The following is a 23014-nucleotide window of genomic DNA, read 5'->3' as shown; positions in this document are numbered from 1 at the left end:
GCATGGACGCGGATACGACTCGGCAGCGCATCGACGCGGCCTGGCGCGAGCGCTACGGCCAGGGAGCGGCCCCGGAGGCCCTCCCGTGGAACGACACGATCGCGCTGCTGATGCGCCACCATTCGGTGCGCGCCTACAAGCCCGATCCCGTGCCCGAGGGCACGTTGCCGCTCCTCGTCGCGGCGGCGCAATCGGCCGCGACCTCGTCCAACATGCAGACCTGGTCGGTCGTCGCGGTCTCGGATCCCGGAACGCGCGCGAAGCTCGCCGCGATCGCGGCGAACCAGAAGCATGTCGAGCAATGCCCTCTCTTCCTGGTCTTCCTGGCCGACCTGTCGCGCGCGGGACGGATCGGGGAGCGGATCGGGCAGCCGATGGAGAACCTGCCCTATTTCGAGACCTTCCTCGTCGCCTCGATCGATGCGGCGCTTGCGGCGCAGAATGCGGTCGTCGCGGCGGAATCGCTCGGGCTCTCGACGCTCTATATCGGCGCGCTCCGGAACGATCCCGAAGGCGTCGCGACGGCGCTCGGCCTGCCGCCGGGCGCGATGGGGGTATTCGGCCTCTGCGTCGGCTATGCCGACCGTGACGTCCCGGCCGGGATCAGGCCGCGCCTGCCCCAGGCGGCCGTCTTCCACGACGAGCGCTACGATGCCGGCGTCGATGCGGACCTGCTCGCCTCCTACGACGCGACCTTCGAAGGCTCGCGCCACGGCGGCGGCGGAAGCTGGACCGACCGCGTCCGCAACCGGCTCGGCCGGATCAGCCAGCTCGCCGGGCGCGATGGCCTGAAGCCCGCCCTGCGCAGGATGGGTTTTCCGCTGAAGTGAGAACCGGACGCGTCGTGAGGGCGCGTCCTATCCTGCCCGGCGCAGCGCGTCCTCGGCGGCAAGGAATGCCGCGACATGGTCGGGGAGCTCGGGGCTCGTCGCCTCGATCCCGATCTCGCGCATCAGCCGGTCGATCGTGACATAGGCCTTGGCGCGGCGGTCGTAGAGGGCGGCGCGATGGATCGCGATGGCGTTGAGCACCTCGGCCCCGTCGCGGTTCTGCGACAGCATGCGCTGCTCGATGAGGAGCGTCGCGCCCGTCCAGGCGAGGATCCGCGTCTCGAGGCGGAAGGGCTTGAAGGCCCGCAATTCGCGTCGATAGCGGATGATCGCGCCGTCGAGGACCGGGGTCCAGCGATGGCGCAGGACCGACCGCCAGAGGCCGGAGCGCAGGATCAGGTCGAGCCGCCCGAGATCCATGATCCCGAGATAGCGGCCGTTGTTCATGTGCAGCGAGACGTCGAGATCGTGCGGCCAGACCCGGAAGTTCATCCGCGACACATCGCCCGGCGGCACGAGCGGCGCGCCGCGCCATGCCGCCCAGATCGTCGCAAGGAGCCGCAGCCAGAGGTTCATGCGCCGCCCTCCCCGCGCGCCGTCATCCGGTCGGCGTCGCGCCGTCGACCCAGGCGCGGATCAGGTGATGCGCGATCGCCATCGGCGGCGGCGTGATCAGCCCGCCCTCGTGGCGGCGCTCCAGCATCGCGGCGACCTCCTCGCGGGGGAACCAGCGGGCATCCTCCAGTTCCTCGAGATCGACCGTCAGGGTCTCGTCGAGCGCCTCGCCCATGCAGCCGATCATCAGGGATGACGGGAAAGGCCAGGGCTGGGAGAACATGTAGCGCACCGTGCCGACCCGGATGCCCGCCTCCTCCATCACCTCACGCCGCACCGCAGCCTCGATCGTCTCGCCCGGCGAGACGAAGCCGGCGAGGCAGGAATAGCTCCCCTGGACGAACCGGGCCTGCCGGCCGAGGAGGCAATGGTCGCCGCGCGCGATCAGCATGATGGTGACGGGATCGGTGCGCGGGAAATGCTGGGCGCCGCAGGTCGCGCAGTCGCGGCGCTGGCCGGCCTGGGCCGGAGCCGTCTGGGCGCCGCAATTGGCGCAATGGCGATGGCGCAGATGCCAGTGCAGCAGCGACTTCGCCTGGGCGAGGAGGCCGATCTCGCCCGCCGGGAGCGGCCGGTCGATGGCGATCGAGCGCAGATCCGAGACGAAGAAGCCGGGATCGTCCTTCAATTCCTGCCCGCGCGCGGCTTCGAGCAGCGCTCCGAGGATCGGCCGCCCGTCGAGCCGGCCGAGGAAGGTGCGTTCGATCACCGTCTCGCCCGCCAAGGCCTCGGTCGGGACGAAGGCGGTCGGCCCGCCATCGCCCGGATCGAGGAGGATCGCCGATTCGCCAGCGATCACGACATGGAGGGTGTTCGGGCTGTCCACCACGGCGAGATAGCTCTCGGCCTCCCGCTCGGCTCCCGACCGGTCGATGAGATTGGCCGCGAAGCCGAGTTCGAGCGGGCGGGTCATGGATCAGGCCTTCGCGAAGAGGGAGGCGGCGCGGTCCGCGAGGGAGGCCGCTGCGTGGGAGGGATAGGGCATGCGCGCACCGTGCCCCCACATCGGGCCGGGCCAGGCGGGATCGGAGCGGAAGCGCCCGACCACATGGACGTGCAACTGGGCGACGACGTTGCCGAGCGCGCCGACATTGACCTTGTCGGGCTTGGCGAGGTCCAGCATCACGCGCGTCGCGACGCGGATCTCGTCCATCAGCGTGCCGGCATCCTCCGGCGAGAGGTCGGTGAGTTCGCTGAGGCCGGGCCGGCGCGGGACCAGGATCAGCCAGGGAAAGCGGGCATCGTCCACGAGAAGGACGGTCGACAGCCGCAGGTCCCCGACGGGGACCGTGTCGCCCGCGAGCCGCGGATCGAGCGTGAAGCCGGAATCCATGGTTGCGAGGTAGCCGTCCGCTGGCCGTCCGGCAAGCGCGACGATGGGCCAGGGCGCGATCCGCGCCCATCCGCCGATTTGCCGGTTCCCGGCGCTGCTTGTATGCGTCCCGCCGTGAGCTCCCTTTTCAAGCGCCGCGCCAAGCCCTCCGGGGTCCTGCCCCCCGGCGTCCTGCCGGTGGACGTCCTGCCGTCGGGCGACACCGTCGCCCTGGTCCGCCGCATGTGGCGCGACTGGGTGCGCCCGCATGCGCGCACGCTGGCGCTCGTGCTCGTCTTCATCACGATCGTCGCCGCCTCGACCGGCCTCTACCCGGTCCTGATCAAGGCGGCCTTCGAGGCCTTCACCAACCGCTACGGCACCGGCGATCCGATCAAGATCAATCTGGGCTTCACGCGGTTCTTCGTCGAGCGCCGCGACGCCATCGTCTACGGCCCCCTCTTCGTGATCCTCGTGACCACGATCAAGGGCTTCGCGCTCTATGCCATGACGCTGCTGACGAACCGGGTCGTGACCCGGATCGAGGCGGACATGCAGTCGAAGCTCTACGGGCACCTGATCGACGCCGATCTCGCCCGGCTCGGCCAGGAGAGCCCGGCCGCCCTGACGCAGCGCTTCACGACCGATTTCGCCTATATCAAGGAGGCGCTGACGCGGCTCTCGACGGTGTTCCTGCGCGAGCTCGCGACGGTGACGGCGCTCGTCGCGGCGATGTTCCTGATCGACCCGGCCCTGACGCTGGTCGCGGCCTGCGTCGTGCCCTTCGTCGCGCATCCCATCGCGCGGATCGGCAAGAAGCTGCGCCGGAACTCGACCTCGACCCAGGAGCAGGTCGGCCAGATGGCCTCGCTCGTCTCCGAGAGCCTCGCCGGGGCACGGATCGCCAAGGCGTACGGCCTCGAAGGCTATCTGAAGGACCGCACGGCGGCCGCCTTCGACGGCGTGCGCCGTCTCAAGATGAAGGCCGCCAATGCGCGGGCGCGGCTCGACCCGCTGCTCGAGGTCGGCGGCGGGATCGCGGTCGCGGTCGTGCTCGCCATCATCGGCTGGCGCATCCTCGAGGGGCGCTCGAGCGTCGGCGATTTCGCGGGCTTCGTCACCGCCCTCATCATCGCCGCCCAGCCCGTGCGGGCGCTCGGCAACCTCAACGCGATCGTGCAGGAGGCTGCCGCCGCCCTCAAGCGCTATTACGCCATCCTCGACGAGCGGCCCTCGATCCGGGACAAGCCGGACGCGACGCCCCTCGTCGTCTCGCCCGGCGAGATCCGCTACGAGAATGTCGGCTTCTTCTACGAGAACGGGCCGCCGGCCCTGGAGGGGATCGACCTCGTCGTGCCGGCCGGATGCATCACGGCGGTCGTCGGCCGCTCGGGCTCCGGCAAGACGACCCTCCTCTCGCTCCTTCCGCGGCTCTACGACGCGACGTCGGGCCGCGTCCTCATCGACGGCCGGGACGTCCGCGACGTCACGCTCGCGAGCCTGCGCGCCTCCATCGCCGTCGTCGCCCAGGAGACCGTCCTCTTCGAGGGCACGATCGCGGCGAATATCGGCTTCGGCCGCCCGGGGGCGAGCCGCGAGGAGATCGAGCGGGCGGCGACGGCCGCGGCGGCGCACGGCTTCATCTCGGCCCTGCCGCAGGGCTACGACACCGAGGTCGGCCCAGGCGGCATGCGGCTTTCGGGCGGGGAGCGCCAGCGCATCTCGATCGCCCGCGCCTTCCTCAAGGACGCGCCGATCCTGCTTCTCGACGAGGCGACGAGTGCGCTCGACGCCGAGGCGGAGCGCGTCGTCCAGGATGCGATCCGCTCGCTGATGCGCGGGCGCACGACCATCGTGATCGCGCATCGCCTCTCGACCATCCGCGACGCCGACCGCATCGTCGTGCTGGACGGCGGCCGGATCGCGGAGAGCGGCACGCATGAGGAGCTCGGCCAGCAGGGCGGCATCTATGCCCGCCTGCAGCGCCTCCAGGTCCTCGGCGAGTTCCTGCCCGAGGCCGGGGAACAGGAGCCGGCCTGAAGCCGCTCCACGGCCGCCCTGGCGGCCCCCGCAGGGGCCGGCGGCCTCAATCGTCGCGGTGGATGCGCTCCTTGCGCTCGTGACGCTCCTGCGCCTCGAGCGACAGCGTGGCGATGGGCCTCGCCTCCAGGCGGCGCAGGGAGATGGGCTCGCCCGTCTCCTCGCAATAGCCGTAGGTCCCTTCCTCGATCCGCGCCATGGCCGCATCGATCTTCGAGATCAGCTTGCGCTGCCGGTCGCGGGCGCGAAGCTCGATCGCCCGATCCGTCTCGGACGACGCCCGGTCGGCCAGATCGGGATGGTTCGGGTTCTCGTTCGCGAGCGCGGCCAGCGTATCCTGCGCTTCGCGCAGAATGTCCTGCTTCCAGGCGGCGAGCTTGCGCTTGAAATATTCGCGCTGGCGTTCATTCATGAACGGCTCGTCGTCGACAGGTCGATAGGCGTCCTGTTCATTTACCACCGTCAAACCCTCCGAGCCGGTTTGTGGGGCGCGCCTATACAGCGAACCACGGTGGCCGGACAACTGTCTTGAGCCCATGACGCGATCACGACGCGGCGGCAATGGGTCGAAAGTTGTGCAACCTGCCCAAAGCCTGCGGGAAACACGCGATCACCGCGTCCCGGCAGCCGTTTCGAGGCCCCGAAGCGACGTTTCGATGTCTGTTTCGAGCGCACGCGCGATATCGCCGCGATAATGCGTCGGGTCGATGAAATTCTGCGGGATGCGGATTTCGGGGCGGTCGACGAGCCAATCGACCACGCGCGTCCGCGGCCGCGCCGAGGCGATTCGCCGGAGCGCGTCGCGGCAGGCCGCGTCCGAGCGGGCGAGGTCCGACCCCGGCGGCGGCAGCGAGGCCACGAAGACCGGCGGCCGGACGAGGATGACGGCGGTCGTGGGCGGCATCCGCCCGAGCGCCGCGCCGAGTTCGTCGAGGGCCGGAAACACGCCCGTCTCGTTCGGGGCCGTCGCCGGCCGCGCAGCCCGGATGGCGGCGCCCTGGACGGCATCCGACCAGACGAGGCCCGAATCGTAGTCCCAGTAGCCGTCCGGCCGGGCGCGGCGGGCCTTCGAGAGGCCGGCCGCGTAGCGCGCGCGCTTGACGGCATCGTCGATGCTCTGGCTGCGCAGGAGGCCCCGCAGATAGAGCGCCAGGCTGTCCTCGTAGAGCCAGAACGGGAAGGGATGGTCGAGCGGCGGATCGGCCTCCGGCCGGCACCAGGCCGCGTCGATGCCGATGACGACGGCGCGGAGCGGGGCCGAATGCCGGCGCCGGGCGTAATCGAGGAGATGAAGCGTCTCGCGCGCGCCGGTCCCGGGCACGATCAGCGAGACGAAGGGGATGCCCGTCGCGGCGCCGAGCCGCTCGGGCGAGACGAGCTGGATGTGCGAATTGCCGAAGACGGCGCCCTGGAAGGCGGGATCGCGCGCCCGGCTGGCATTGGCCGTGCGCGGCCCCTGAGCCGGCACGCCGGGCGTGCGCACGAGCGCGAGGCGGCCGGTATCGTAGGGATCGGACGCGACGACGAAGCCGAAGAGCGCGACGAAGAGAACGAGGGCGCCGCAGAGCAGCGTCCCGACGAACGACGCCCAGGCCGCCGGGCCGGGGCCGTCAGAACTGGAAATAGATGAACTCGTAATTCGCATCGTCGCCGATCTTGAACAGCACGATCACGAACACGACCGCGAAGGCGATCGCGATGGAGCGCCAGGGCGGCAGCCGGTGCACGAAGGCCCAGGCGGTGGGGCCGATCATGGCGATGGCCGCCGCCAGCACGATCGAGCGCCATTTGAAGCCGCCGCCCATCTCCGCGAAGCCGAACAGCGCCTTGAAGATCGTCACCGCGACGTCGAAGGTCTCGGCCCGGAACAGGACCCAGGTCAGGACGACGAACAGGAAGGTCAGCGCCCAGCCGAGGAGCACCGGCATCGGCAGGCCCGCCCGCCGCCACAGGACGCCGATCCCGAGCCCGATCCCATGCGCGACGCCCCAGGCGACGAAGGTCCAGCCGGCGCCGTGCCAGAGCCCGCCGAGGGCCATGGTCGCGAAGAGCGCGAGGAGCTGGACGGAAAGGCCGTGCCGGTTGCCGCCCATCGCGACGTAGAGGTAGTCGCGCAGGAACCGCGACAGCGTCATGTGCCAGCGCCGCCAGAAATCCTGCAGGGAGGTCGCGCGGTAGGGCGTGTCGAAATTCTGCGGCAGCACGATCCCGAACAGGAGCGCGAGCCCCAGCGCCATGTCGGTATAGCCGGAGAAGTCGAAATAGATCTGGAAGGTGAAGCCGAGCGTCGCCTGCCAGGCCTCCGCCACCGTGATCGCCTTGCCGGCCGCCGCGGCGGCGAAGACGGGGTTCACGTAATCCGCCAGCGGGTCGCCGACGAAGACCTTCTTCGACAGGCCGATGACGAGGAGCATCAGCCCTCGCCCGATGCGCTCGGCGGCATCCGGCCGCAGATAGGGCCGCTCGCCGAGCTGGTGCATCACCTCCGACCAGCGGACGAGGGGGCCGGCGAGGACCTGCGGGAAGAACGAGATGTAGAAGGCGTAGTCGAGGAACCCGAAACGCGGCGCGCGGCCGGCCTTCAGGTCCGTCAGATACATGATGTGGTGGAAGGTGAAGAACGAGATGCCGAGCGGCAGGGCGATCGAGGGCCTGGCGAGGTCGATCCCCGGCAGCAGGTTCAGCGCCTCGACCGTGAAGACGGCGTATTTGAAGATCGCGAGGACGATCAGGTTGACGACGATCGCGCCGGCGATGAGCGCGCCGCGCGGCGATTTGTGGAACAGCTCCGCGACGAGCCAGTTCAGCCCGATCGAGATCACGAGGAGCGGCAGCAGCCGCCAGTCCCAGTAGCCGTAGAAGACGAGCGACAGGAGGACGAGGACGCCCACCCGCCAGGACGGCCGGAAGCGCTCGACCAGCCAATGCAGCACGAAGGCCGTCGGCAGGAAGGCGAAAAGGAACGGGAAGGAGTTGAAGAGCATCGGTGAACCGCCGGTCGCCTAACGCGAAGCGGCGTCCTCCCGCAAGGTCATGGGCCCGCGACGGTGCCCCTCAGATGGCCGCACCGGGTCCGGATCGCGTGCGCGATGTCAGCCGGCGGCCCTCCGAGACGACATTCGTATCGAGGATGATCGTCACTCGAAGGCGATCGGCTCGTCGGGCGTCCGGTCGCGTGCCGTGGCCGCATCGAAGGCCGCCCAGTCCGCGTCCGTCAGCCGCGCCTCGCGGCCGATCTCGGCGAGGAGCGAGCCGAGCCTCAGCCGGGCTTCGGGCCGAGCTGATGTCGCCACTCCCGCAGCGACCCGGCGGTCGCCGGTTCACCCCGGTCCGGGCTGACCTTCCGCGCCGATCTCGGCCTCGACCTCGGCCGGATCGAGATCGTAGTGGCGCGAGCAGAATTCGCAGGTGATGCCGATGCGGCCGTCGTCGCCCACCATGTCGCGGCGGTCCGTCGCGGAGAAGTTCCGCATCATGGCGAGGATGCGCTCGCGCGAGCAGCGGCAGGCCTCGCGGAGGGGCTGCTCGTCGAAGACCCGCACGCCGCGCTCGTGGAACAGGCGGTAGAGTAGACGCTCGCTCGAGACCTGGGGATCGATCAGCTCGTGGTCCTCGACCGTGCCCACCAGGGCCTGGGCCTCCTGCCAGGCATCGTCCTCGCGCGGCTCCTCCGAGACGTCGGCCTCGAGGCCCGGCGGCACGTCGCCGGGATGGAGATCGGCGGTGCGGGCGCGCTCGGACGCGGCCGGCAGGAACTGCACCATCAGGCCGCCGGCCCGGTAGCGCCGCCTTCCCTCGGCAAATTCCTCGGCGACGGCCAGGCGGACGCGGGTCGGGATCTGTTCCGATTGCCGGAAATACTGGTGCGCCGCCTCTTCCAGCCCCTGGCCTTCGAGGGCAACGACGCCCTGGTAGCGGCTCGCCGCCGTGCCCTGGTCGATCGTCATCGCGAGGATGCCGTGGCCGAGGAGGTCGGCCGTGCGCGGATGCTCGCCGAGCGCGGCGAGACGCTCCTCGTCGAAGCGCGCATAGGCGCGGATGCGGTCGGGTGCGTCGAAATCGACGACGAGCATCTCGATCGCGCCGTCCGACTTGGTCTGGAGCTGGAAGCGCCCTTCGAGCTTGAGCGAGGAGCCGAGAATGGCGGCGAGGACGGCCGCTTCGCCGATGGCGCGGGCGACGGCGTCGGGATAGCGATGGCGCGCGAGGATCGTGTCGACGGAGGAGCCGAGCCGCACGGCCCGGCCCCGGATGTCCAGCGCCTCGACAGCGAAGGGCAGGACGATGTCGTCGTGCCCCTCGAGACGGCCTTCGAGCCGTTCGCCGCTCATGCGGCCCGGCCGGCTGCGTCGTTCGCCGGCGCGACGCCCGCCGCGCCGCCGCTGCCGTCGAGGCACCAGGCCAGGATGCCTTTCTGGGCGTGCAGGCGGTTCTCCGCCTCGTCGAAGACAACCGAACGCGGCCCGTCCATGACCTCGTCCGTCACCTCCTCGCCGCGATGGGCGGGCAGGCAATGCATGAAGATCGGATCGCGATCCGACGCGGCCATCAGGCGCTGGTTGACCTGATAGGGCGCCAGCAGGTTGTGGCGGCGGCTCTCGTCCGCATCGCCCATCGACACCCAGCAATCCGTGACGATCGCGTCGGCTTCCGCCACCGCCTCGAAGGGATCGCGGCCGACGACGAGATCCGCACCTTCGCGCTCGGCCCAGGCGAGAAGCTCCTCGCCCGGCGCGAGCTCGGCCGGGGTCGCGACGCGGATCCTGAAATCGAGCCGCGCCGCGGCCTCCACCCAGGAGGCGAGGACGTTGTTCGCATCGCCCGTCCAGGCGATCGTCCGCCCCGTGATCGGCCCCTTATGCTCCTCGAAGGTGAGGATGTCGGCCATGATCTGGCAGGGATGGGAGACCTTGGTCAGGCCGTTGATGACGGGTACCGTCGCGTGGGCGGCGAGTTCGGCCAGCATGTCCGCCTCGAGGATGCGGATCATGATCGCGTCGACATAGCGCGACAGCACGCGGGCGGTGTCGGCGATGGTCTCGCCGCGGCCGAGCTGCATCTCGGCGCCGGTCAGCATGAGCGTCTCGCCGCCGAGTTCGCGCATGGCGACGTCGAAGGAGACGCGGGTGCGGGTCGACGGCTTGTCGAACACCATCGCCAGCATCTTCCCCGCGAGCGGCGTCTCGGCAGGAACGCGCCCGCGCACGCGGCGCGCCTTGAGGGCGGCGCTGATGTCCAGAAGATGCCGAAGTTCGGTGCCCGAGAAATCGGCGATGTCGAGGAAATGCCGGGGGGCGGGGAGAGGTGCCGTCATGCCGCCCCCCGCATAGCAGGCTTCATGCCGGCCTCCATCGTCGCGCAGGCGCGATCGAGCCGGCCGACCGCCTCCGCCACGTCCTCGTCGGTGATGACGAGCGGCGGCAGGAGCCGCACGACGTTGTCGCCCGCGGCGATCAGAAGGAGGCCTTCCTCCTGGGCCGCGCGGACGAGTTCGCCGTTGGGCGCGTGCAGCTTGAGGCCGACCATCAGGCCCTCCCCGCGCAGCTCGGCGATCACGGCCGGGTGACGGTCCTTGATCTCGGCGAGGCGCTGCTTGAGGAGCAGGGCGACCTGCTGGATGCGCTCGAGGAAGCCCTCGCCCGTCACGACATCCATGACGGCGTTGCCGACGGCCGCCGCGAGCGGATTGCCGCCGAAGGTCGAGCCGTGGGTGCCCGGAACCATGCCCTTGCCGGCCTCTGCGGTCGCGAGGCAGGCGCCGAGCGGGAAGCCGCCGCCGATGCCCTTGGCGATCGCCATGATGTCCGGCTGGATGCCGGCCCATTCATGCGCGAACAGCTTGCCGGTGCGGCCGACGCCGGTCTGGACCTCGTCGAGGATGAGGAGCAGCCCGTTCTCATCGCAGAGCTGGCGGATCCGGCGCAGCGTCTCGGGCGGGACCGGACGGATGCCGCCCTCGCCCTGGACCGGCTCGAGCAGGATCGCGGCCGTCTCGGGCCCGATCGCGGCCTTGAGCGCGGCTTCGTCGCCGAAGGGCACCTGGTCGAAGCCGGGCATGTCGGGGCCGAAGCCCTCCATGTACTTGCGCTGACCGCCCGCCGCGATGGTCGCGAGCGTGCGGCCGTGGAAGGCGCCCTCGAAGGTGACGATGCGGTTGCGCTCCGGACGGCCGTTCACCGCCTGGTATTTCCGCGCCATCTTGATCGAGGCCTCGAGGGCCTCGGCGCCGGAATTCGTGAAGAAGACGAGATCGGCGAAGGTCGCGTCCGTCAGCTTCTTCGCCAGCGCCTCGGCGACCGGGTTCTGGTACAGGTTCGAGATGTGCCAGACCTTGGCCGCCTGGTCGTGCAGGGCCGCCATCAGCTGCGGATGGGCGTGGCCGAGCGCGTTGACGGCGATGCCGGAGCCGAAATCGAGATAGCGTCGGCCATCCGTCGCGACGAGCCAGGCGCCTTCTCCCTTTTCGAAGGTGAGGGGTGCACGCGCATAGACGGGCAGCAGCGAGGAGGTCACGAGAGCGTCTCCGGTCGGACCGGCCGGGCCGGTCCAAAATGAAAGCGCCGCCCTGACGGCGGCACCAAGCTCGAATCTATTGTCGCACGGCCTCTTGTCAATGAACGTTCCGTGACAGCACGCTACAGGGCCCTTCGGCTCCTGACCGCTTCCATGTCGAATTCCTGCGAAACCGCCCGCGCGACCTTCTGCAGGCGCTCGCGATCCATGGCGGCGGCGACGACGTAGCCGACCCCGTCATCGATCCAGGCAAAGGTCGAGACCTCGCCCTCGCGCATGAAGTTGAGCGCCGTCTGCCCCGTCTCGCCGCAGCGGACATAGAGCGTGAGCCGGTTGCCGCTGCCATCGGCATACATCAGGAGCGCGGCGACGTCCGGCCCCGCCGGCAGCAGCCGCCCGCCGACGAGTTCGAGCCCGAACTGGTCGGACAGGTCGGGGATCACGAGACGACGCTTCAGTCGCTTCGACAGCCACCGGCTCAGATGCTCCTCCTCGGAGGCCTTCACCTCGACCGGATGCGTGATCTCGACCGAGAAGGTGCGGTGGGCCGAGAGCGCGTCGCGTGCGAGCCCCGCCCAGGCACGGCCCGCCGTCGGGCGCGGCCCGCCCGTGAAATCCCGCGCGAACCAGCCGCCGGCCGCCCCAACCGCCAGGAACATGGAGGCGGCTGCCGCATAGGCCAGGGTCTGCCGCCACGAGCGGCGCCGGTCGGCGCGCATCAGGGCGACCCGCAGCCGAGCCGGAACGGGCTCCTCCGCCTTCGAGCGCAACCGCTCCCGCAGCGCATCGCGCAGCGAGCGGTCGAGGGCGAGCCGCTCCTCCGTCTCGGGATTGGCCCGCAGATAGGTCGCCACCGCGTCCCAGCGCTCGGGCGGCAGCCGGCCGTCGACATGGGCCGTGAGATCGTCCTCGCCGACCGGCAGGTCGGACCGGTTCATTTCACCCTCCTGAGAACGGGCGGAGGCGGTGCCGTCACGAGGCGCCGCAACCGTTCGCGCGCCCGGCTGAGGCGCGACATGACCGTGCCGATCGGCACGCCGAGAACCCGCGCGGCCGCCTCGTAGGACAGGTCCTCCACGCAGACGAGAAGCAGCACCGCCCGCTGGTCGGCGGGAAGCGACTCGACCGCATCGAGGACGTCCCGCACGACGAGCCGGCTCTCCGGCTCCTGTGCCGGCGCGGCCAGATCGACGATCTCGTCGATATCGACCCGCAGCCCCTCGCGCCGGCGGCGGCGCATGCCGTCGATGAAGAGATTGTGCAGGATCGTGAAGAGCCAAGCCCGCAGATCGCCCCCGTCACGCCGCAGATGCCAGCGCGACAGCGAGCGCTCGAGACAGTCCTGCACGAGGTCGTCCGCGCCCGCCTCGTCGCGCAGCAGCGCCCAGGCATAGCGCCGAAGCGCCGGAACATGCGGCTCGATCAGGCCGGCGATCTCGTCCATGCGCCGGTCACGCCTGCCGGCGGGCGGGCCGGAGCCCTGCGCATGCGCGGCCACGGGCCGTCAGGCCTGCCCTTCCGTCTCGGGACCGATCCATGAGCACGCTTCCGCTTCTGCACGCCTCGATGACAGACGCTGTTCCAGGCTGCCTTATTCCGGCCCTGAAATCGCGGCGGAGCCATGCGCAGAGGCAAACGCTGGGGATTAATCGGTGCCTGATTCGCGAGACTCTTGCGCCGGAGTCAACGGTAACGCTAGATTCCGGTCGTCGGACACGAGGATTTCGTCCGGCGACCCCGACCTCCATCGCGAGTTCGCTCAGCGTGGCCGAACGTCCTGTTCGTCTGCGGCATGACGGATTCCGAGGGGGAGGTGGCGAGGAGGCGACTGGATGTCGGATGCGGTAACGGGCTGGACGGATGAACGCGTCGAGCTCCTGGGCAAGTTGTGGAGCGAGGGTCTGAGCGCGAGCCAGATCGCGGCGGCGCTCGGCGGCGGCGTCACCCGCAACGCGGTGATCGGCAAGGTTCATCGGCTCGGCCTCTCCGGCCGGACGAAGGGCAGCCAGCCTCCCGCGCCCCGTGCGGCGAAGCCCCGTGCGCCCTCGGCGCCCGGCCCCGTCCAGGAATTGCGGCCCCGCACCCCCGAGGCCCCGCCACCCGAGCCCGCCAGCGCGACCGTGCTCGTGCTGCCGCCTGCCGCCGTGGTCCCGGCGGCCGAGCCGGCGATCCCGGTCTCCGAGCGCATCTCGATCATGGAACTTCGGGAGACGACCTGCCGCTGGCCGCTCGGCGATCCGACGAGCGCCGATTTCGGCTTCTGCGGCGGCCGCTCCGTGACGGGCCTGCCCTATTGCGAGGCGCATTGCCGCATCGCCTATCAGCCTGCCGCGGAGCGCAAGCGCCTGCGCGCCTGACGCTGTGGGGACATCCGCGCCGGCGGCGCGGATGCCCTCTTGCGGATGCCTCTTGCGCAAAACTTGCGTGAGGAGGAGGCTCGGGGTCCCGGCTATCGGGACCAGGGAGGCTCCGCATGCGACGCTCCTCGACGGGTTCCTGGACGCGCTCCGCGCTGATCGCCACCAGCCTCGCGGCGAGCCTCGAATTCTGCCTCGCCGCCCTAGCCCCGGCGCGCGCCCAGACCGAGGTCGACCTCGCGCTCGTGATCGCGGTCGACATTTCCTATTCGATGGATCCCGACGAGCAGCTTCTCCAGCGCGAGGGCTTCATCCAGGCCTTCCGCTCGCCGGAGGTCCATGCCGCGATCCGGCGCGGGACGATCGGCCGGATCGGCGTCGTCTATGTCGAATGGGCCGGAGCGCAGGACCAGCAGGTCGTCCTGCCCTGGACGGTGATCGACGGGGCCGCGGCCGCGACGGCCTTCGCGGCCAGCCTGTCCCAGAAGCCGACCCGGCGCGCCTCGCGGACCTCGATCTCCGGCGCGATCGAGTTCTCGGCCAAGCTGCTGGCCGCGAGCGAGCTTCAGGCCTCCCGCCAGGTGATCGACATCTCGGGCGACGGACCCAACAATGCGGGCCGCCCCGTCACCGCCGCCCGCGACGACGCGGTCGAGCGCGGCATCACGGTCAACGGCCTGCCCATCATGCTCAAGGAAGGCGGCGTCTTCGACCTCGCCGATCTGGACGCCTATTATCGCGCCTGCGTCATCGGCGGCCCGGGTTCGTTCCTCGTGCCGGTGCGCAGCCGCGAGCAATTCGTCGCGGCGGTGAAGACGAAGATCATCATGGAGGTGGCGGCGCTACCGTCGCCGGGACGCGCGCCGCCCGAGCAGGGCGGCGGCCTCGTCGTTCCCGTCCAGCGGCAGGGGGCGCCGGTCAATTGCCTGATCGGCGAGATGCAGTGGCGCGAGCGGATGGGGAATTAAAGCATGCTGCAACAATACCTTAGAGCCCGCGCCCGGGGTCAGGCCGTGGGCGCGACCGCGTAATCGGCGTCCGTCACCGGCTCCATCCAGGTGACGTGCTTCTCGCCGTCGAATTCGTGGATGGCGATATGAACCATGCCGTGGGTCGGCGTGGCCCCGTGCCAATGCTTCTCGTTCGGGGGAATGAAGACCGTGTCGCCGGCGCGGACGACCTGGACCGGTCCGCCTTCCGTCTGAACATGGCCGATGCCGTGGACGATGTAGAGCGTCTGGCCGAGGGGATGGGTGTGCCAGTTCGTGCGGGCGCCGGGCTCGAAGGCGACGCGGGCCGAGCGCACGCGGGCGGGGGCCGGGGCGTCGACGATCGGATCCTGCCAGACGGTGCCGGTGAACCAGTCCGAATTGGCCCGGCGGCTCGGCTTCTGATGGGCTGCGGTAATATCCATGGGTGTCCTCCTGGGCGCTCTGGTAGCGGCCGGGCCGGGGGGCGGCAAGCTGCCTTCGGGACGGCTCAATCCGCCTTGGGCGTCAGAAGCGCGTCGTCGATGGCATTGGCGCGCGTCAGGGCCGGGCGTTCCGCCAGCCGCGCCCAGTACCGTTCGAAAGCCGGCCGCTTCTCGACGACGCCGAACGTCATGCCGAAATTGAGCGACGAGCCGACATAGAGGTCCGCCGCGGAGAACCGGCCCCCGGCGATGTAATCGGTCGCCGACAGCATCCCTTCGAGCGCGTTCAGAACGTCCTCGAAGCTGCCGTAGCCGGCCATCATCTCGCGGCCGGGCGGCACGACGAAACCCAGAGCCTTGTTGGTGACGGCGGCTTCGAGCGGCCCCGCGATGAAGAACATCCAGCGGTAATAGGGGCCCCGCGCCGGATCGCCGGCAGGTGGCGCAAGCCCCGCCTCGGGGCAGGCATCGGCGAGATAGGCGCAGATCGCCGCCGCTTCCGTGACGACCGTCTCGCCGTGCCGGATCGCCGGAACCTTCCCCATCGGGTTGATCGCGAGGTAGTCGGGCGCCTTCATCGTCGTCCCGTAATCGAGCAGGACCGTCTCGTAGGGGCGGCCGACCTCCTCCAGCATCCAGCGTGCGATGCGCCCGCGCGACTGGGGGTTGGTGTAGAGCGTGAGGGGCTGGCTCATGCGTGTTCCTTCGCGGAGGGGCACGACGATCAGTCGTGCCGGTCGGGTTTCGACTGACGCAGACCTTTGACACGGCTGCGACGCTCCTTGCCTTCGAGGCGCCGCTCCTTCGAGGCGAGGGTCGGCCGGGTCGGCCGCCGCACCTTGGGCACGACGGTCGCGGCGCGGATGAGGTCGACGAGCCGCTCGAGCGCATCGGCCCGGTTCAATTCGCGCGTGCGGAAGCGCTGCGCGTCGATGACGATGACGCCGTCCCGCGTCATCCGACGCCCCGCCAGGACCCGCAGCCGCGCGCGGACGGCCTCGGTGAGGTTCGGCGAGCCGGCTGCGTCGAAGCGCAGCTCGACGGCGGTCGAGACCTTGTTCACGTTCTGCCCGCCCGGCCCGGAGGCCCGCACGAAACTCTCCTCGATCTCGCTCTCGTCGAGGGCGAGGCGCGAGGTGACGCGGATCATGCGGCGGAGCCGGGCTTCGCCGCGCGGGCGAGGTAGTTGACCGCCGTGTCGCGCGAGAGCCGCCAGTCCCGGTCCAGCGGATCGAAGACCATGCCCCGCGTCGCATAGCCGGCGAGCCCGGCCGCCTCGCAGGAGCGGCGCAGCTCCTCGGGCGTCACGAAGCGCTCCCAGTCATGCGTGCCCTTGGGCAGCCAGCGCAGCACGTATTCCGCCCCGACGATGGCGAGGGCGAAGGCGCGCAAGGTCCGGTTGATCGTGGCCAGCAGCAGGAGGCCGCCCGGCTTGAGCACGGCGGCGCAGGAGCCCACGAAAAGATCGACGTCGGCGACGTGCTCGACGACCTCCATCGCGATGACGAGGTCGAACGAGGCGCCTTCGGCCGCCAGGGTCTCGACGGTATCGGCGCGGTAGGTGACGGCGAGGCCGGATTCCGCGGCATGGCGGCGGGCGGCCTCGATCATGCCCGGCGCGGGATCGAGGCCGGTGACGGCGCCGCCGAGCCGCGCGGCTGGCTCCGACAGCAGCCCGGCGCCGCAGCCCACATCGAGCACCGACAACCCCTCGAGCGGAAAGGCGGCGCGATCCTCCCGCCCGAAATGGCGGCAGACCTCCTCGCGGATATAGGCGAGCCGAACCGGATTGATCCGGTGCAGCGGCCGCATCGGCCCGGCCGGATCCCACCAGTCCTGCGCGAGGCGGTCGAACTTGTCGACCTCCCCGCTCACGAGGGTGGAGGCGCGGCGCGGCGCGCCTCGACCGGATGATGACACCGAAAGCCCCTGTCTGATGCCCGCAGGCCCGCGATCTTACCCGGAGGATCCGCTTGCCGCCAGCGGGGCGAAGGCCTACTTTCTAGAAAGCCGGATGGGTCATTCTAGAATGGGGGCCGCCATGGGGCTCAGCATCAAGAACGAGGCGGTCGAGGCGCTCGCCCGCGATCTCGCCCGCCGCCACGGCACAGGCGTCACCGAGATCATCCGCCGCGCCCTGCAGGAGATGGCCGATCGCGAGGCGGCCGAGCCGAGCCTGTGGGAGAAGCTCGCGCCGCTGCGGGAGCGGCTCGAGAAGATGGGCCGCACGGGTCTTCCGGCCGATCGCGCCTTCTACGACGAACTCAGCGGCGAATCGTGATCGTCGTCGACGCCTCGGCGATCGTGGCGATCATGGCCGGCGAGCCGGAAGGGCGCGAGCTGTCCCGGAGGTTGGACGGCGTTCCGCCGATCCTCGCCGCCCGCTTCGTCTCGACGGTGTCGATTTGGGAAACGGCCTGCGCCGTCGCGAGGATCTGGCGCTGCGACCGCGACGCCGGCTTCGAAGCCGTCGACGCCTTTCTGACCGAGGCGCACGTGGACCCGGTTGCACCGGATATGACCATCACGATGCTCGCCGTGAGGGCGGCGGAGCGCTACGGCCTCGGTGCAGGCCGGCCAGGCATCCTCAATCTCGGCGACTGCTTCTCCTACGCCACGGCAAAGCATCTCGGGGCGAGCCTGCTCTACAAGGGCGACGACTTCTCCCGGACGGACCTCGCCGCGGGCTGAAGCGGGCGGGCGGCCTCCTTCCCCGCATGGCAGCCTTGCCGAGAGGCGGGGGAGCCCGTTGGCATTCCCCGGCCGCCTCTGTATAGGCCCGCTTCCAGGCTGGCGGTCCCGCCGGCTTCCTCATCCCTCTGCCTTGGAGCTCCCGCGTCGCCGCCATGCCCCGTCTCGTGATGAAATTCGGTGGCACCTCGGTGGCCAATGTCGAGCGCATCGCCAACGTCGCCCGCCACGTCGCCCGCGAGGTGCGGGCCGGCTACGACGTCGCCGTGGTGGTCTCGGCCATGTCGGGCAAGACGAACGAACTCGTCGGCTGGGTGAAGGAGAGCGATCCGCTCTACGATCCCGCCGAATACGATGCCGTCGTCGCCTCCGGCGAACAGGTGACCTCCGGCCTCCTCGCCGTCGCGCTCCGCCGGATGGGCCTCCCGGCCCGGTCCTGGCAGGGCTGGCAGGTGCCGGTCGAGACGACGAGCGGCCACGGCTCGGCCCGGATCACGGCGATCGGCGGCACGCGGATCGGCGAGCGCTTCGAGGCGGCCCGCGAGGTCGCGGTGGTCGCCGGCTTCCAGGGCGTCCATCCCGAGACCGGCCGCATCACGACGCTCGGCCGCGGCGGCTCCGATACCAGCGCCGTCGCGCTCGCCGCCGCGCTCGGGGCCGAGCGCTGCGACATCTATACCGACGTCGACGGCGTCTACACGACCGATCCCCGCATCGTGCCGAAGGCCCAGCGCCTCGACAAGGTGGCCTTCGAGGAGATGCTCGAAATGGCCTCCCTCGGTGCCAAGGTGCTGCAGGTGCGCTCGGTCGAGCTCGCCATGGTGCACCGGGTGCCGACCTATGTGCGCTCGTCCTTCGACGATCCCGACAACCCCAATCCCGGCACGCTGATCTGCGACGAGGAGGATATCGTGGAAAACCCCGTCGTCACGGGCATCGCCTTCTCGCGCGACGAGGCCCAGATCACGCTCCGGCGCGTCGCCGACAAGCCCGGCGTCGCCGCCGCCATCTTCGGCCCGCTCGCCGAGGCGAACGTCAATGTCGACATGATCATCCAGGTCGTGTCCGACGACAAGGCGACCACGGACATCACCTTCACGGTGCCCACCGCCGATTACGAGCGCTCCCGCGCCATCCTCGACAGCCACAAGGACGCGATCGGCGCCCAGGAGATCGAGGGGGCGACCGACGTCGTGAAGGTCTCCGCCATCGGCGTCGGCATGCGCAGCCATGCGGGCGTCGCCTCGCGGGCCTTCGCCGCCCTCGCCGAGAAGGGCATCAACATCCGGGCGATCACAACCTCCGAGATCAAGTTCTCGGTCCTGATCGATTCCGCCTATACGGAACTCGCGGTCCGCACGCTGCACTCCCTGTACGGCCTCGACAAAGAGGCCTGACGCGGCCGGCAGCCGCCCGGAATTCATGCTCTGTTCATCGGCCGACGCCGCAGTCGCGCGGCGAGGAGCGGCCGGCGACGATCGATGCCGGGCGCGGGGCTGAGAGGATCGGGCATGACGGATCGGGACAGCGAGCGCGGCGTGGCGTCTGCCACGGACCTTGCACCCGCGCGCGCGCACTCGTTATACGACCTCGACAAGGCCTGAGTCCCGGCGCAATTCCGGACTTGCTGCAATGATGCTGCGGCTGCCTTCGTTGCGGGAAGGGACGATGCCAAGCGCTCCGGGCGGACCGCGTATCCTCTTGCGCCGCCTCCGCGAGATCATGGCGGAGCCGGTGCCGGCACAGGCACGCCTGGACCGGATCGTCATCCTCATCGCGGCCAACATGGTCTCGGAGGTGTGCTCGCTCTACGTGATGCGGGCGGACGAGACGCTCGAGCTCTACGCGACCGAGGGTCTCAACCGCGAGGCCGTCCACCAGACCAAGCTGCGCCTGGGCGAGGGCCTCGTCGGCCTGATCGGAGAGAGCGCCGAGCCGCTCGCCTTGTCCGACGCGCAGAACCATCCCGCCTTCTCCTACAAGCCGGAGACGGGCGAGGAGATCTATCACGGCTTCATGGGCGTGCCGGTCCTGCGCGCGGGCAACACGCTCGGCGTCCTCGTCGTCCAGAACCGCACCTACCGCGTCTATACCGAGGAGGAGATCGAGGCTCTCCAGACGACGGCCATGGTGCTGGCGGAGCTGATCGCCTCGGGCGAACTCACCGGCCTCGGCGAGCCGGGGACGGAGACCGCCGCGCGCCGCCCGCTCCATTGCCGCGGGGTCGCGCTCGCGGACGGGCTGGGGCTCGGCCATGTCGTGCTGCACGAGCCGCGCGTCGTGGTGCGCAACATCATCGCCTCGGACGTCGATTCCGAACTCGCCCGGCTCGAAGCCGCGATCGCCGCCGTGCGCTCCTCGATCGACGAGATGCTGGAGCGCGGCGACATCGCCCACCAAGGCGACCACCGCGACGTGCTCGAAACCTTCCGCATGTTCGCCAACGACCAGGGCTGGCTGCGGCGGATGCGCGAGGCGATCCGCACCGGGATCACCGCCGAGGCGGCGGTCGAGCGGGTCCAATCGGACAGCCGCGCCCGCCTCATGCGCTCGACCGATCCCTATCTGCGCGAGCGGCTGCACGATCTCGAGGACCTGACCAACCGCCTGCTGCGCCGGCTCGTCGGCCGCGACATGGTGGAGAAGCAGGACGCCCTGCCCGACAATGCGGTTCTCGTCGCCCGCGCGATGGGGCCGGCGGCTCTCCTCGACTACGACCGCAGCCGCCTGCGCGGCCTCGTTCTGGAGGAGGGCGGCGAGACGAGCCACATCGCCATCGTCGCGCGCGCGCTCGCCATCCCCGTCGTCAGCGCCGTCGAGAACGTGACCTCGCTCGTCGAGGCCGGCGACGCCATCATCGTCGACGGCGATGCCGGCGAGGTCCAGATCCGCCCGCCGGCGGATATCGAATCCTCCTATGCCGTGAAGGCGCGGCTGCGCGCGCGGCGCCAGGCGCAATATCGGCTGCTGCGCGACAAGCCCTCCCGGAGCATCGACGGCGTCTCCGTCTCGCTCCTGCTCAATGCCGGTCTCCTCGTCGATCTGCCGCATCTCGGCGAGACCGGGGCGGACGGGGTCGGCCTGTTCCGGACGGAGCTCCAGTTCATGATCGCCGAGCGCATGCCCTCGGCGAAGGACCAGCAGGCGCTCTATGCCGACGTCTTCGCCAGCATGGGCGATCGTCCGGTGACGTTCCGCACGCTCGATATCGGCGGCGACAAGCTGCTGCCCTACATGCCGCGCGTCGAGGAGGAGAACCCGGCGCTGGGCTGGCGCGCCATCCGCATCGCGCTCGATCGCCCCGCGCTCCTGCGCATCCAGGCGAGGGCCCTCCTGAAGGCCGCCGCCGGCCGCCATCTGCGCCTGATGTTCCCGATGGTGGCGACCTCGGCCGAGTTCCGCCGCGCCAAGGCGCTGGTCGAGGGCGAGCTCGACTATCTCGCCCGTCAGGGCAGCCCCCGTCCGACCCAGGTCTCGATGGGCGCGATGGTCGAGGTGCCCTCGCTGCTGTTCGAAATGGACGAGATCGCCCGCGCGGCCGATTTCCTCTCGATCGGCTCGAACGACCTGATGCAGTTCCTGTTCGCCGCCGACCGGGGCAACAAGCTCGTCTCAGGCCGCTTCGACAACCTCAGTCCGGCTGCCCTGCGCGCCCTGCGCCGGATCGCGCAATGGGCCGGCGCCGCCGATTGCCCGGTCACGGTCTGCGGCGAGATGGCGGGGCGTCCGCTGGAGGCGATGACGCTGATCGGCCTCGGCTTCCGCCGGCTCTCGATGTCCGCGGCCTCGGTCGGGCCGGTGAAGGCGATGCTGCTCGCGCTCGACACGCGTCCGCTGACGGAGTTCCTCGACCGCTCGCTCGACGCCGTCGCACCCGGCCACGATCACGTCGAGACCCTGCGTCCGGCCCTTCTCGCCTTCGCCGAACAGAACCAGATCCCCATCTGATGCCCGCCCCTCCGGCCGACAAGCTCGACGCCATCCTCGCCCGCCACGCCATCCTGACCGCCACGCTGAACGGCGGGCCGGAACCGGAGGTCTTCGTCGCGACCTCGCGCGAGCTCGCCGAACTCGATCCGGTCGTCGAGGCGATCCGGGCCTACCGGACTGCCGAGGACGAGCTGAAGGGCATCGACGCGATGCTCGCGGAGCCCTCGCTCGATAACGAGATGCGCGCGCTCGCGATGGAGGAGCGGCCGCCATCCGAGGCCGCTCTCGAAGACGCGGCGTCGGCGCTGAACCTGATGCTGCTGCCGAAGGACGCCGCCGACGAGAAGAGCGCGATCCTCGAAATCCGGGCCGGCACGGGCGGCGACGAGGCGGCTTTGTTCGCGGGCGACCTCTTCCGGATGTATGCGCGCTACGCCGAGCAGAAGGGCTGGCGCGTCGAGATCCTCTCGCAGAGCGAGGGCACGGTCGGCGGCCTCAAGGAACTCATCGCCTCGGTCGAGGGCCGCGGCGTCTTCGCCAAGCTGAAATTCGAATCCGGCGTGCACCGGGTGCAGCGCGTGCCCGATACGGAGGCGTCCGGCCGGATCCATACCTCGGCCGCCACCGTCGCCGTCCTGCCCGAGGCCGAGGAGGTCGACGTCGTCGTGAGCGACGCCGATCTCAAGATCGACACCATGCGCGCCCAGGGCGCGGGCGGGCAGCACGTCAACAAGACCGAATCCGCGATCCGCATCACGCATATCCCGACCGGGATCGTCGTCTTCGTCCAGGACGAGCGCTCGCAGCACAAGAACCGGGCCCGCGCCATGGCGCTGCTGCGCTCGCGGCTCTACGACCAGGAGCGCACCGCCAAGGATTCGGCCCGCGCCGCCGACCGGCGCTCGCAGGTCGGCTCGGGCGACCGGTCCGAGCGCATCCGCACCTACAACTTCCCGCAGGGGCGGGTGACGGATCACCGCATCAACCTGACCCTCTACAAGCTCGACGAGGTCCTGGCCGGGACCGGGCTCGACGAGGTGGTCGATCCGCTGATTGCGGATCACCAGGCCGCGCTGCTGGCGGCCGAAGGCCTGAACTGAGTTTCAGCCGTGTTGTTTCAGCTTCTCTGGCCGTTTCCTGTCCCCACGTGAAGCTGCAAACGCAACGAGTGTCGAGCGGGAGGAGACGGAAGGTTATCACCTGCCGCAGCGCTCGCTTGTGTGGGGCACGCCTGGAAAAGCGATTCTCGATCAACGTCTTAGGGTAACCTATTGATTATTAGAAACGAATCTTGAGTTTATCGCAAACTCTG

Annotated in this window: 25 protein-coding genes; 9 read left to right on the top strand and 16 right to left on the bottom strand. The window is 70.1% G+C overall.

The features are described 5' to 3' along the window. The first annotated feature begins 2 nt into the window (after positions 1–2). Entirely contained in the window at positions 3–830 is an 828-nt protein-coding gene (locus EV668_RS21385; protein ID WP_133773983.1) for an NADPH-dependent oxidoreductase, read from the top strand. Positions 831–857: 27 nt separating this feature from the next. Here the strand turns inward: EV668_RS21385 and EV668_RS21380 are convergent, their stop codons facing one another. The 3 genes from EV668_RS21380 to EV668_RS21370 are packed head-to-tail and all read right to left on the bottom strand — an operon-like array spanning position 858 to position 2778. Then, positions 858–1406 (bottom strand): thioesterase family protein, encoded by a 549-nt coding sequence (locus tag EV668_RS21380; RefSeq protein ID WP_133773981.1) that lies wholly within the window; start codon positions 1404–1406, stop codon positions 858–860. 22 nt (positions 1407–1428) lie between these two features. Further along, positions 1429–2358 (bottom strand): NAD(+) diphosphatase, encoded by a 930-nt coding sequence (nudC, locus tag EV668_RS21375; protein ID WP_133773979.1) that lies wholly within the window; start codon positions 2356–2358, stop codon positions 1429–1431. Between the two features lie 3 nt (positions 2359–2361). Next, on the bottom strand, positions 2362–2778 hold the full coding sequence (locus EV668_RS21370; protein WP_133773977.1) for an HIT domain-containing protein: 417 nt from the start codon (positions 2776–2778) through the stop codon (positions 2362–2364). 222 nt (positions 2779–3000) lie between these two features. Here EV668_RS21370 and EV668_RS21365 point away from each other — a divergent pair, with 222 nt between their 5' ends. Continuing rightward, on the top strand, positions 3001–4797 hold the full coding sequence (locus tag EV668_RS21365) for an ABC transporter ATP-binding protein (RefSeq protein ID WP_245513356.1): 1797 nt from the start codon (positions 3001–3003) through the stop codon (positions 4795–4797). 46 nt (positions 4798–4843) lie between these two features. Here the strand turns inward: EV668_RS21365 and dksA are convergent, their stop codons facing one another. The 9 genes from dksA to EV668_RS21325 all read right to left on the bottom strand — a co-directional run bounded on the left by dksA (position 4844) and on the right by EV668_RS21325 (position 12754). Continuing rightward, a complete protein-coding gene (dksA, locus tag EV668_RS21360; protein ID WP_425359648.1) occupies positions 4844–5209 on the bottom strand; it encodes an RNA polymerase-binding protein DksA in 366 nt (121 codons plus the stop codon). A gap of 198 nt (positions 5210–5407) precedes the next feature. After that, positions 5408–6442 carry a hypothetical protein gene (locus EV668_RS21355; protein WP_133773974.1) on the bottom strand — a complete coding sequence of 345 codons (1035 nt, stop codon included), beginning with the start codon at positions 6440–6442 and terminating at the stop codon, positions 5408–5410. After that, positions 6408–7781: an MBOAT family O-acyltransferase gene (locus EV668_RS21350; RefSeq protein ID WP_133773972.1), complete on the bottom strand. Its 1374-nt coding sequence runs from the start codon at positions 7779–7781 to the stop codon at positions 6408–6410. The genes EV668_RS21355 and EV668_RS21350 overlap by 35 nt, the downstream gene beginning before the upstream one ends. 153 nt (positions 7782–7934) lie before the next feature. Further along, the gene (locus EV668_RS24930) at positions 7935–8090 is read right to left on the bottom strand and encodes a hypothetical protein (protein ID WP_166652582.1); all 156 of its coding nucleotides are present in this window, start codon (positions 8088–8090) and stop codon (positions 7935–7937) included. 27 nt (positions 8091–8117) lie between these two features. Then, positions 8118–9128, bottom strand: a complete 1011-nt coding sequence (locus EV668_RS21345; protein ID WP_133773970.1) for an Hsp33 family molecular chaperone — start codon at positions 9126–9128, stop codon at positions 8118–8120. Further along, the gene (gene argF / locus EV668_RS21340; RefSeq protein WP_133773968.1) at positions 9125–10111 is read right to left on the bottom strand and encodes an ornithine carbamoyltransferase; all 987 of its coding nucleotides are present in this window, start codon (positions 10109–10111) and stop codon (positions 9125–9127) included. Before argF ends, EV668_RS21345 begins: the two co-directional genes overlap by 4 nt. Beyond that, positions 10108–11310: an aspartate aminotransferase family protein gene (locus EV668_RS21335; protein ID WP_133773966.1), complete on the bottom strand. Its 1203-nt coding sequence runs from the start codon at positions 11308–11310 to the stop codon at positions 10108–10110. The genes argF and EV668_RS21335 overlap by 4 nt, the downstream gene beginning before the upstream one ends. 122 nt (positions 11311–11432) lie before the next feature. After that, positions 11433–12248 (bottom strand): anti-sigma factor family protein, encoded by an 816-nt coding sequence (locus tag EV668_RS21330; RefSeq protein ID WP_133773964.1) that lies wholly within the window; start codon positions 12246–12248, stop codon positions 11433–11435. Next, positions 12245–12754 (bottom strand): sigma-70 family RNA polymerase sigma factor, encoded by a 510-nt coding sequence (locus tag EV668_RS21325; protein WP_133773962.1) that lies wholly within the window; start codon positions 12752–12754, stop codon positions 12245–12247. Before EV668_RS21325 ends, EV668_RS21330 begins: the two co-directional genes overlap by 4 nt. 388 nt (positions 12755–13142) lie before the next feature. Here EV668_RS21325 and EV668_RS21320 point away from each other — a divergent pair, with 388 nt between their 5' ends. Further along, on the top strand, positions 13143–13667 hold the full coding sequence (locus EV668_RS21320) for a GcrA family cell cycle regulator (RefSeq protein ID WP_133773960.1): 525 nt from the start codon (positions 13143–13145) through the stop codon (positions 13665–13667). A 116-nt stretch (positions 13668–13783) separates the two neighbouring features. Further along, the gene (locus EV668_RS21315; protein ID WP_133773958.1) at positions 13784–14635 is read left to right on the top strand and encodes a DUF1194 domain-containing protein; all 852 of its coding nucleotides are present in this window, start codon (positions 13784–13786) and stop codon (positions 14633–14635) included. 38 nt (positions 14636–14673) lie between these two features. Here EV668_RS21315 and EV668_RS21310 read toward each other — a convergent pair whose 3' ends face one another. The 4 genes from EV668_RS21310 to ubiG form a co-directional block, all read right to left on the bottom strand. Continuing rightward, on the bottom strand, positions 14674–15081 hold the full coding sequence (locus EV668_RS21310; RefSeq protein ID WP_133773955.1) for a (R)-mandelonitrile lyase: 408 nt from the start codon (positions 15079–15081) through the stop codon (positions 14674–14676). A 65-nt stretch (positions 15082–15146) separates the two neighbouring features. Continuing rightward, positions 15147–15776 (bottom strand): glutathione S-transferase family protein, encoded by a 630-nt coding sequence (locus tag EV668_RS21305; RefSeq protein ID WP_133773953.1) that lies wholly within the window; start codon positions 15774–15776, stop codon positions 15147–15149. Between the two features lie 29 nt (positions 15777–15805). Continuing rightward, positions 15806–16231, bottom strand: coding sequence for an alternative ribosome rescue aminoacyl-tRNA hydrolase ArfB (gene arfB, locus EV668_RS21300; protein ID WP_133773951.1), 426 nt, complete (start codon positions 16229–16231; stop codon positions 15806–15808). Then, positions 16228–17001, bottom strand: coding sequence for a bifunctional 2-polyprenyl-6-hydroxyphenol methylase/3-demethylubiquinol 3-O-methyltransferase UbiG (ubiG, locus tag EV668_RS21295; protein ID WP_133773949.1), 774 nt, complete (start codon positions 16999–17001; stop codon positions 16228–16230). Before ubiG ends, arfB begins: the two co-directional genes overlap by 4 nt. Before the next feature lie 121 nt (positions 17002–17122). Between ubiG and EV668_RS21290 the strand changes: the two genes are divergently transcribed. The 5 genes from EV668_RS21290 (at position 17123) to prfA (ending at position 22802) form a co-directional block, all read left to right on the top strand. Beyond that, positions 17123–17362 carry a type II toxin-antitoxin system VapB family antitoxin gene (locus EV668_RS21290; RefSeq protein WP_166652581.1) on the top strand — a complete coding sequence of 80 codons (240 nt, stop codon included), beginning with the start codon at positions 17123–17125 and terminating at the stop codon, positions 17360–17362. After that, complete coding sequence (locus tag EV668_RS21285; protein WP_133773945.1) at positions 17359–17772, top strand: type II toxin-antitoxin system VapC family toxin; 414 nt, start codon at positions 17359–17361, stop codon at positions 17770–17772. The genes EV668_RS21290 and EV668_RS21285 overlap by 4 nt, the downstream gene beginning before the upstream one ends. A gap of 155 nt (positions 17773–17927) precedes the next feature. Then, positions 17928–19169 (top strand): aspartate kinase, encoded by a 1242-nt coding sequence (locus tag EV668_RS21280; protein ID WP_133773943.1) that lies wholly within the window; start codon positions 17928–17930, stop codon positions 19167–19169. Positions 19170–19440: 271 nt separating this feature from the next. Further along, a complete protein-coding gene (gene ptsP / locus EV668_RS21275; RefSeq protein WP_133773941.1) occupies positions 19441–21720 on the top strand; it encodes a phosphoenolpyruvate--protein phosphotransferase in 2280 nt (759 codons plus the stop codon). Next, positions 21720–22802: a peptide chain release factor 1 gene (gene prfA / locus EV668_RS21270; RefSeq protein ID WP_133773939.1), complete on the top strand. Its 1083-nt coding sequence runs from the start codon at positions 21720–21722 to the stop codon at positions 22800–22802. The genes ptsP and prfA overlap by 1 nt, the downstream gene beginning before the upstream one ends. Positions 22803–23014: the final 212 nt, after the last annotated feature.

Source organism: Enterovirga rhinocerotis, from assembly GCF_004363955.1.
Lineage (GTDB): Bacteria > Pseudomonadota > Alphaproteobacteria > Rhizobiales > Beijerinckiaceae > Enterovirga > Enterovirga rhinocerotis.
The sequence above is the reverse complement of the archived record's forward strand: the minus strand, read 5'-3'. Positions and strand labels throughout refer to the sequence as shown.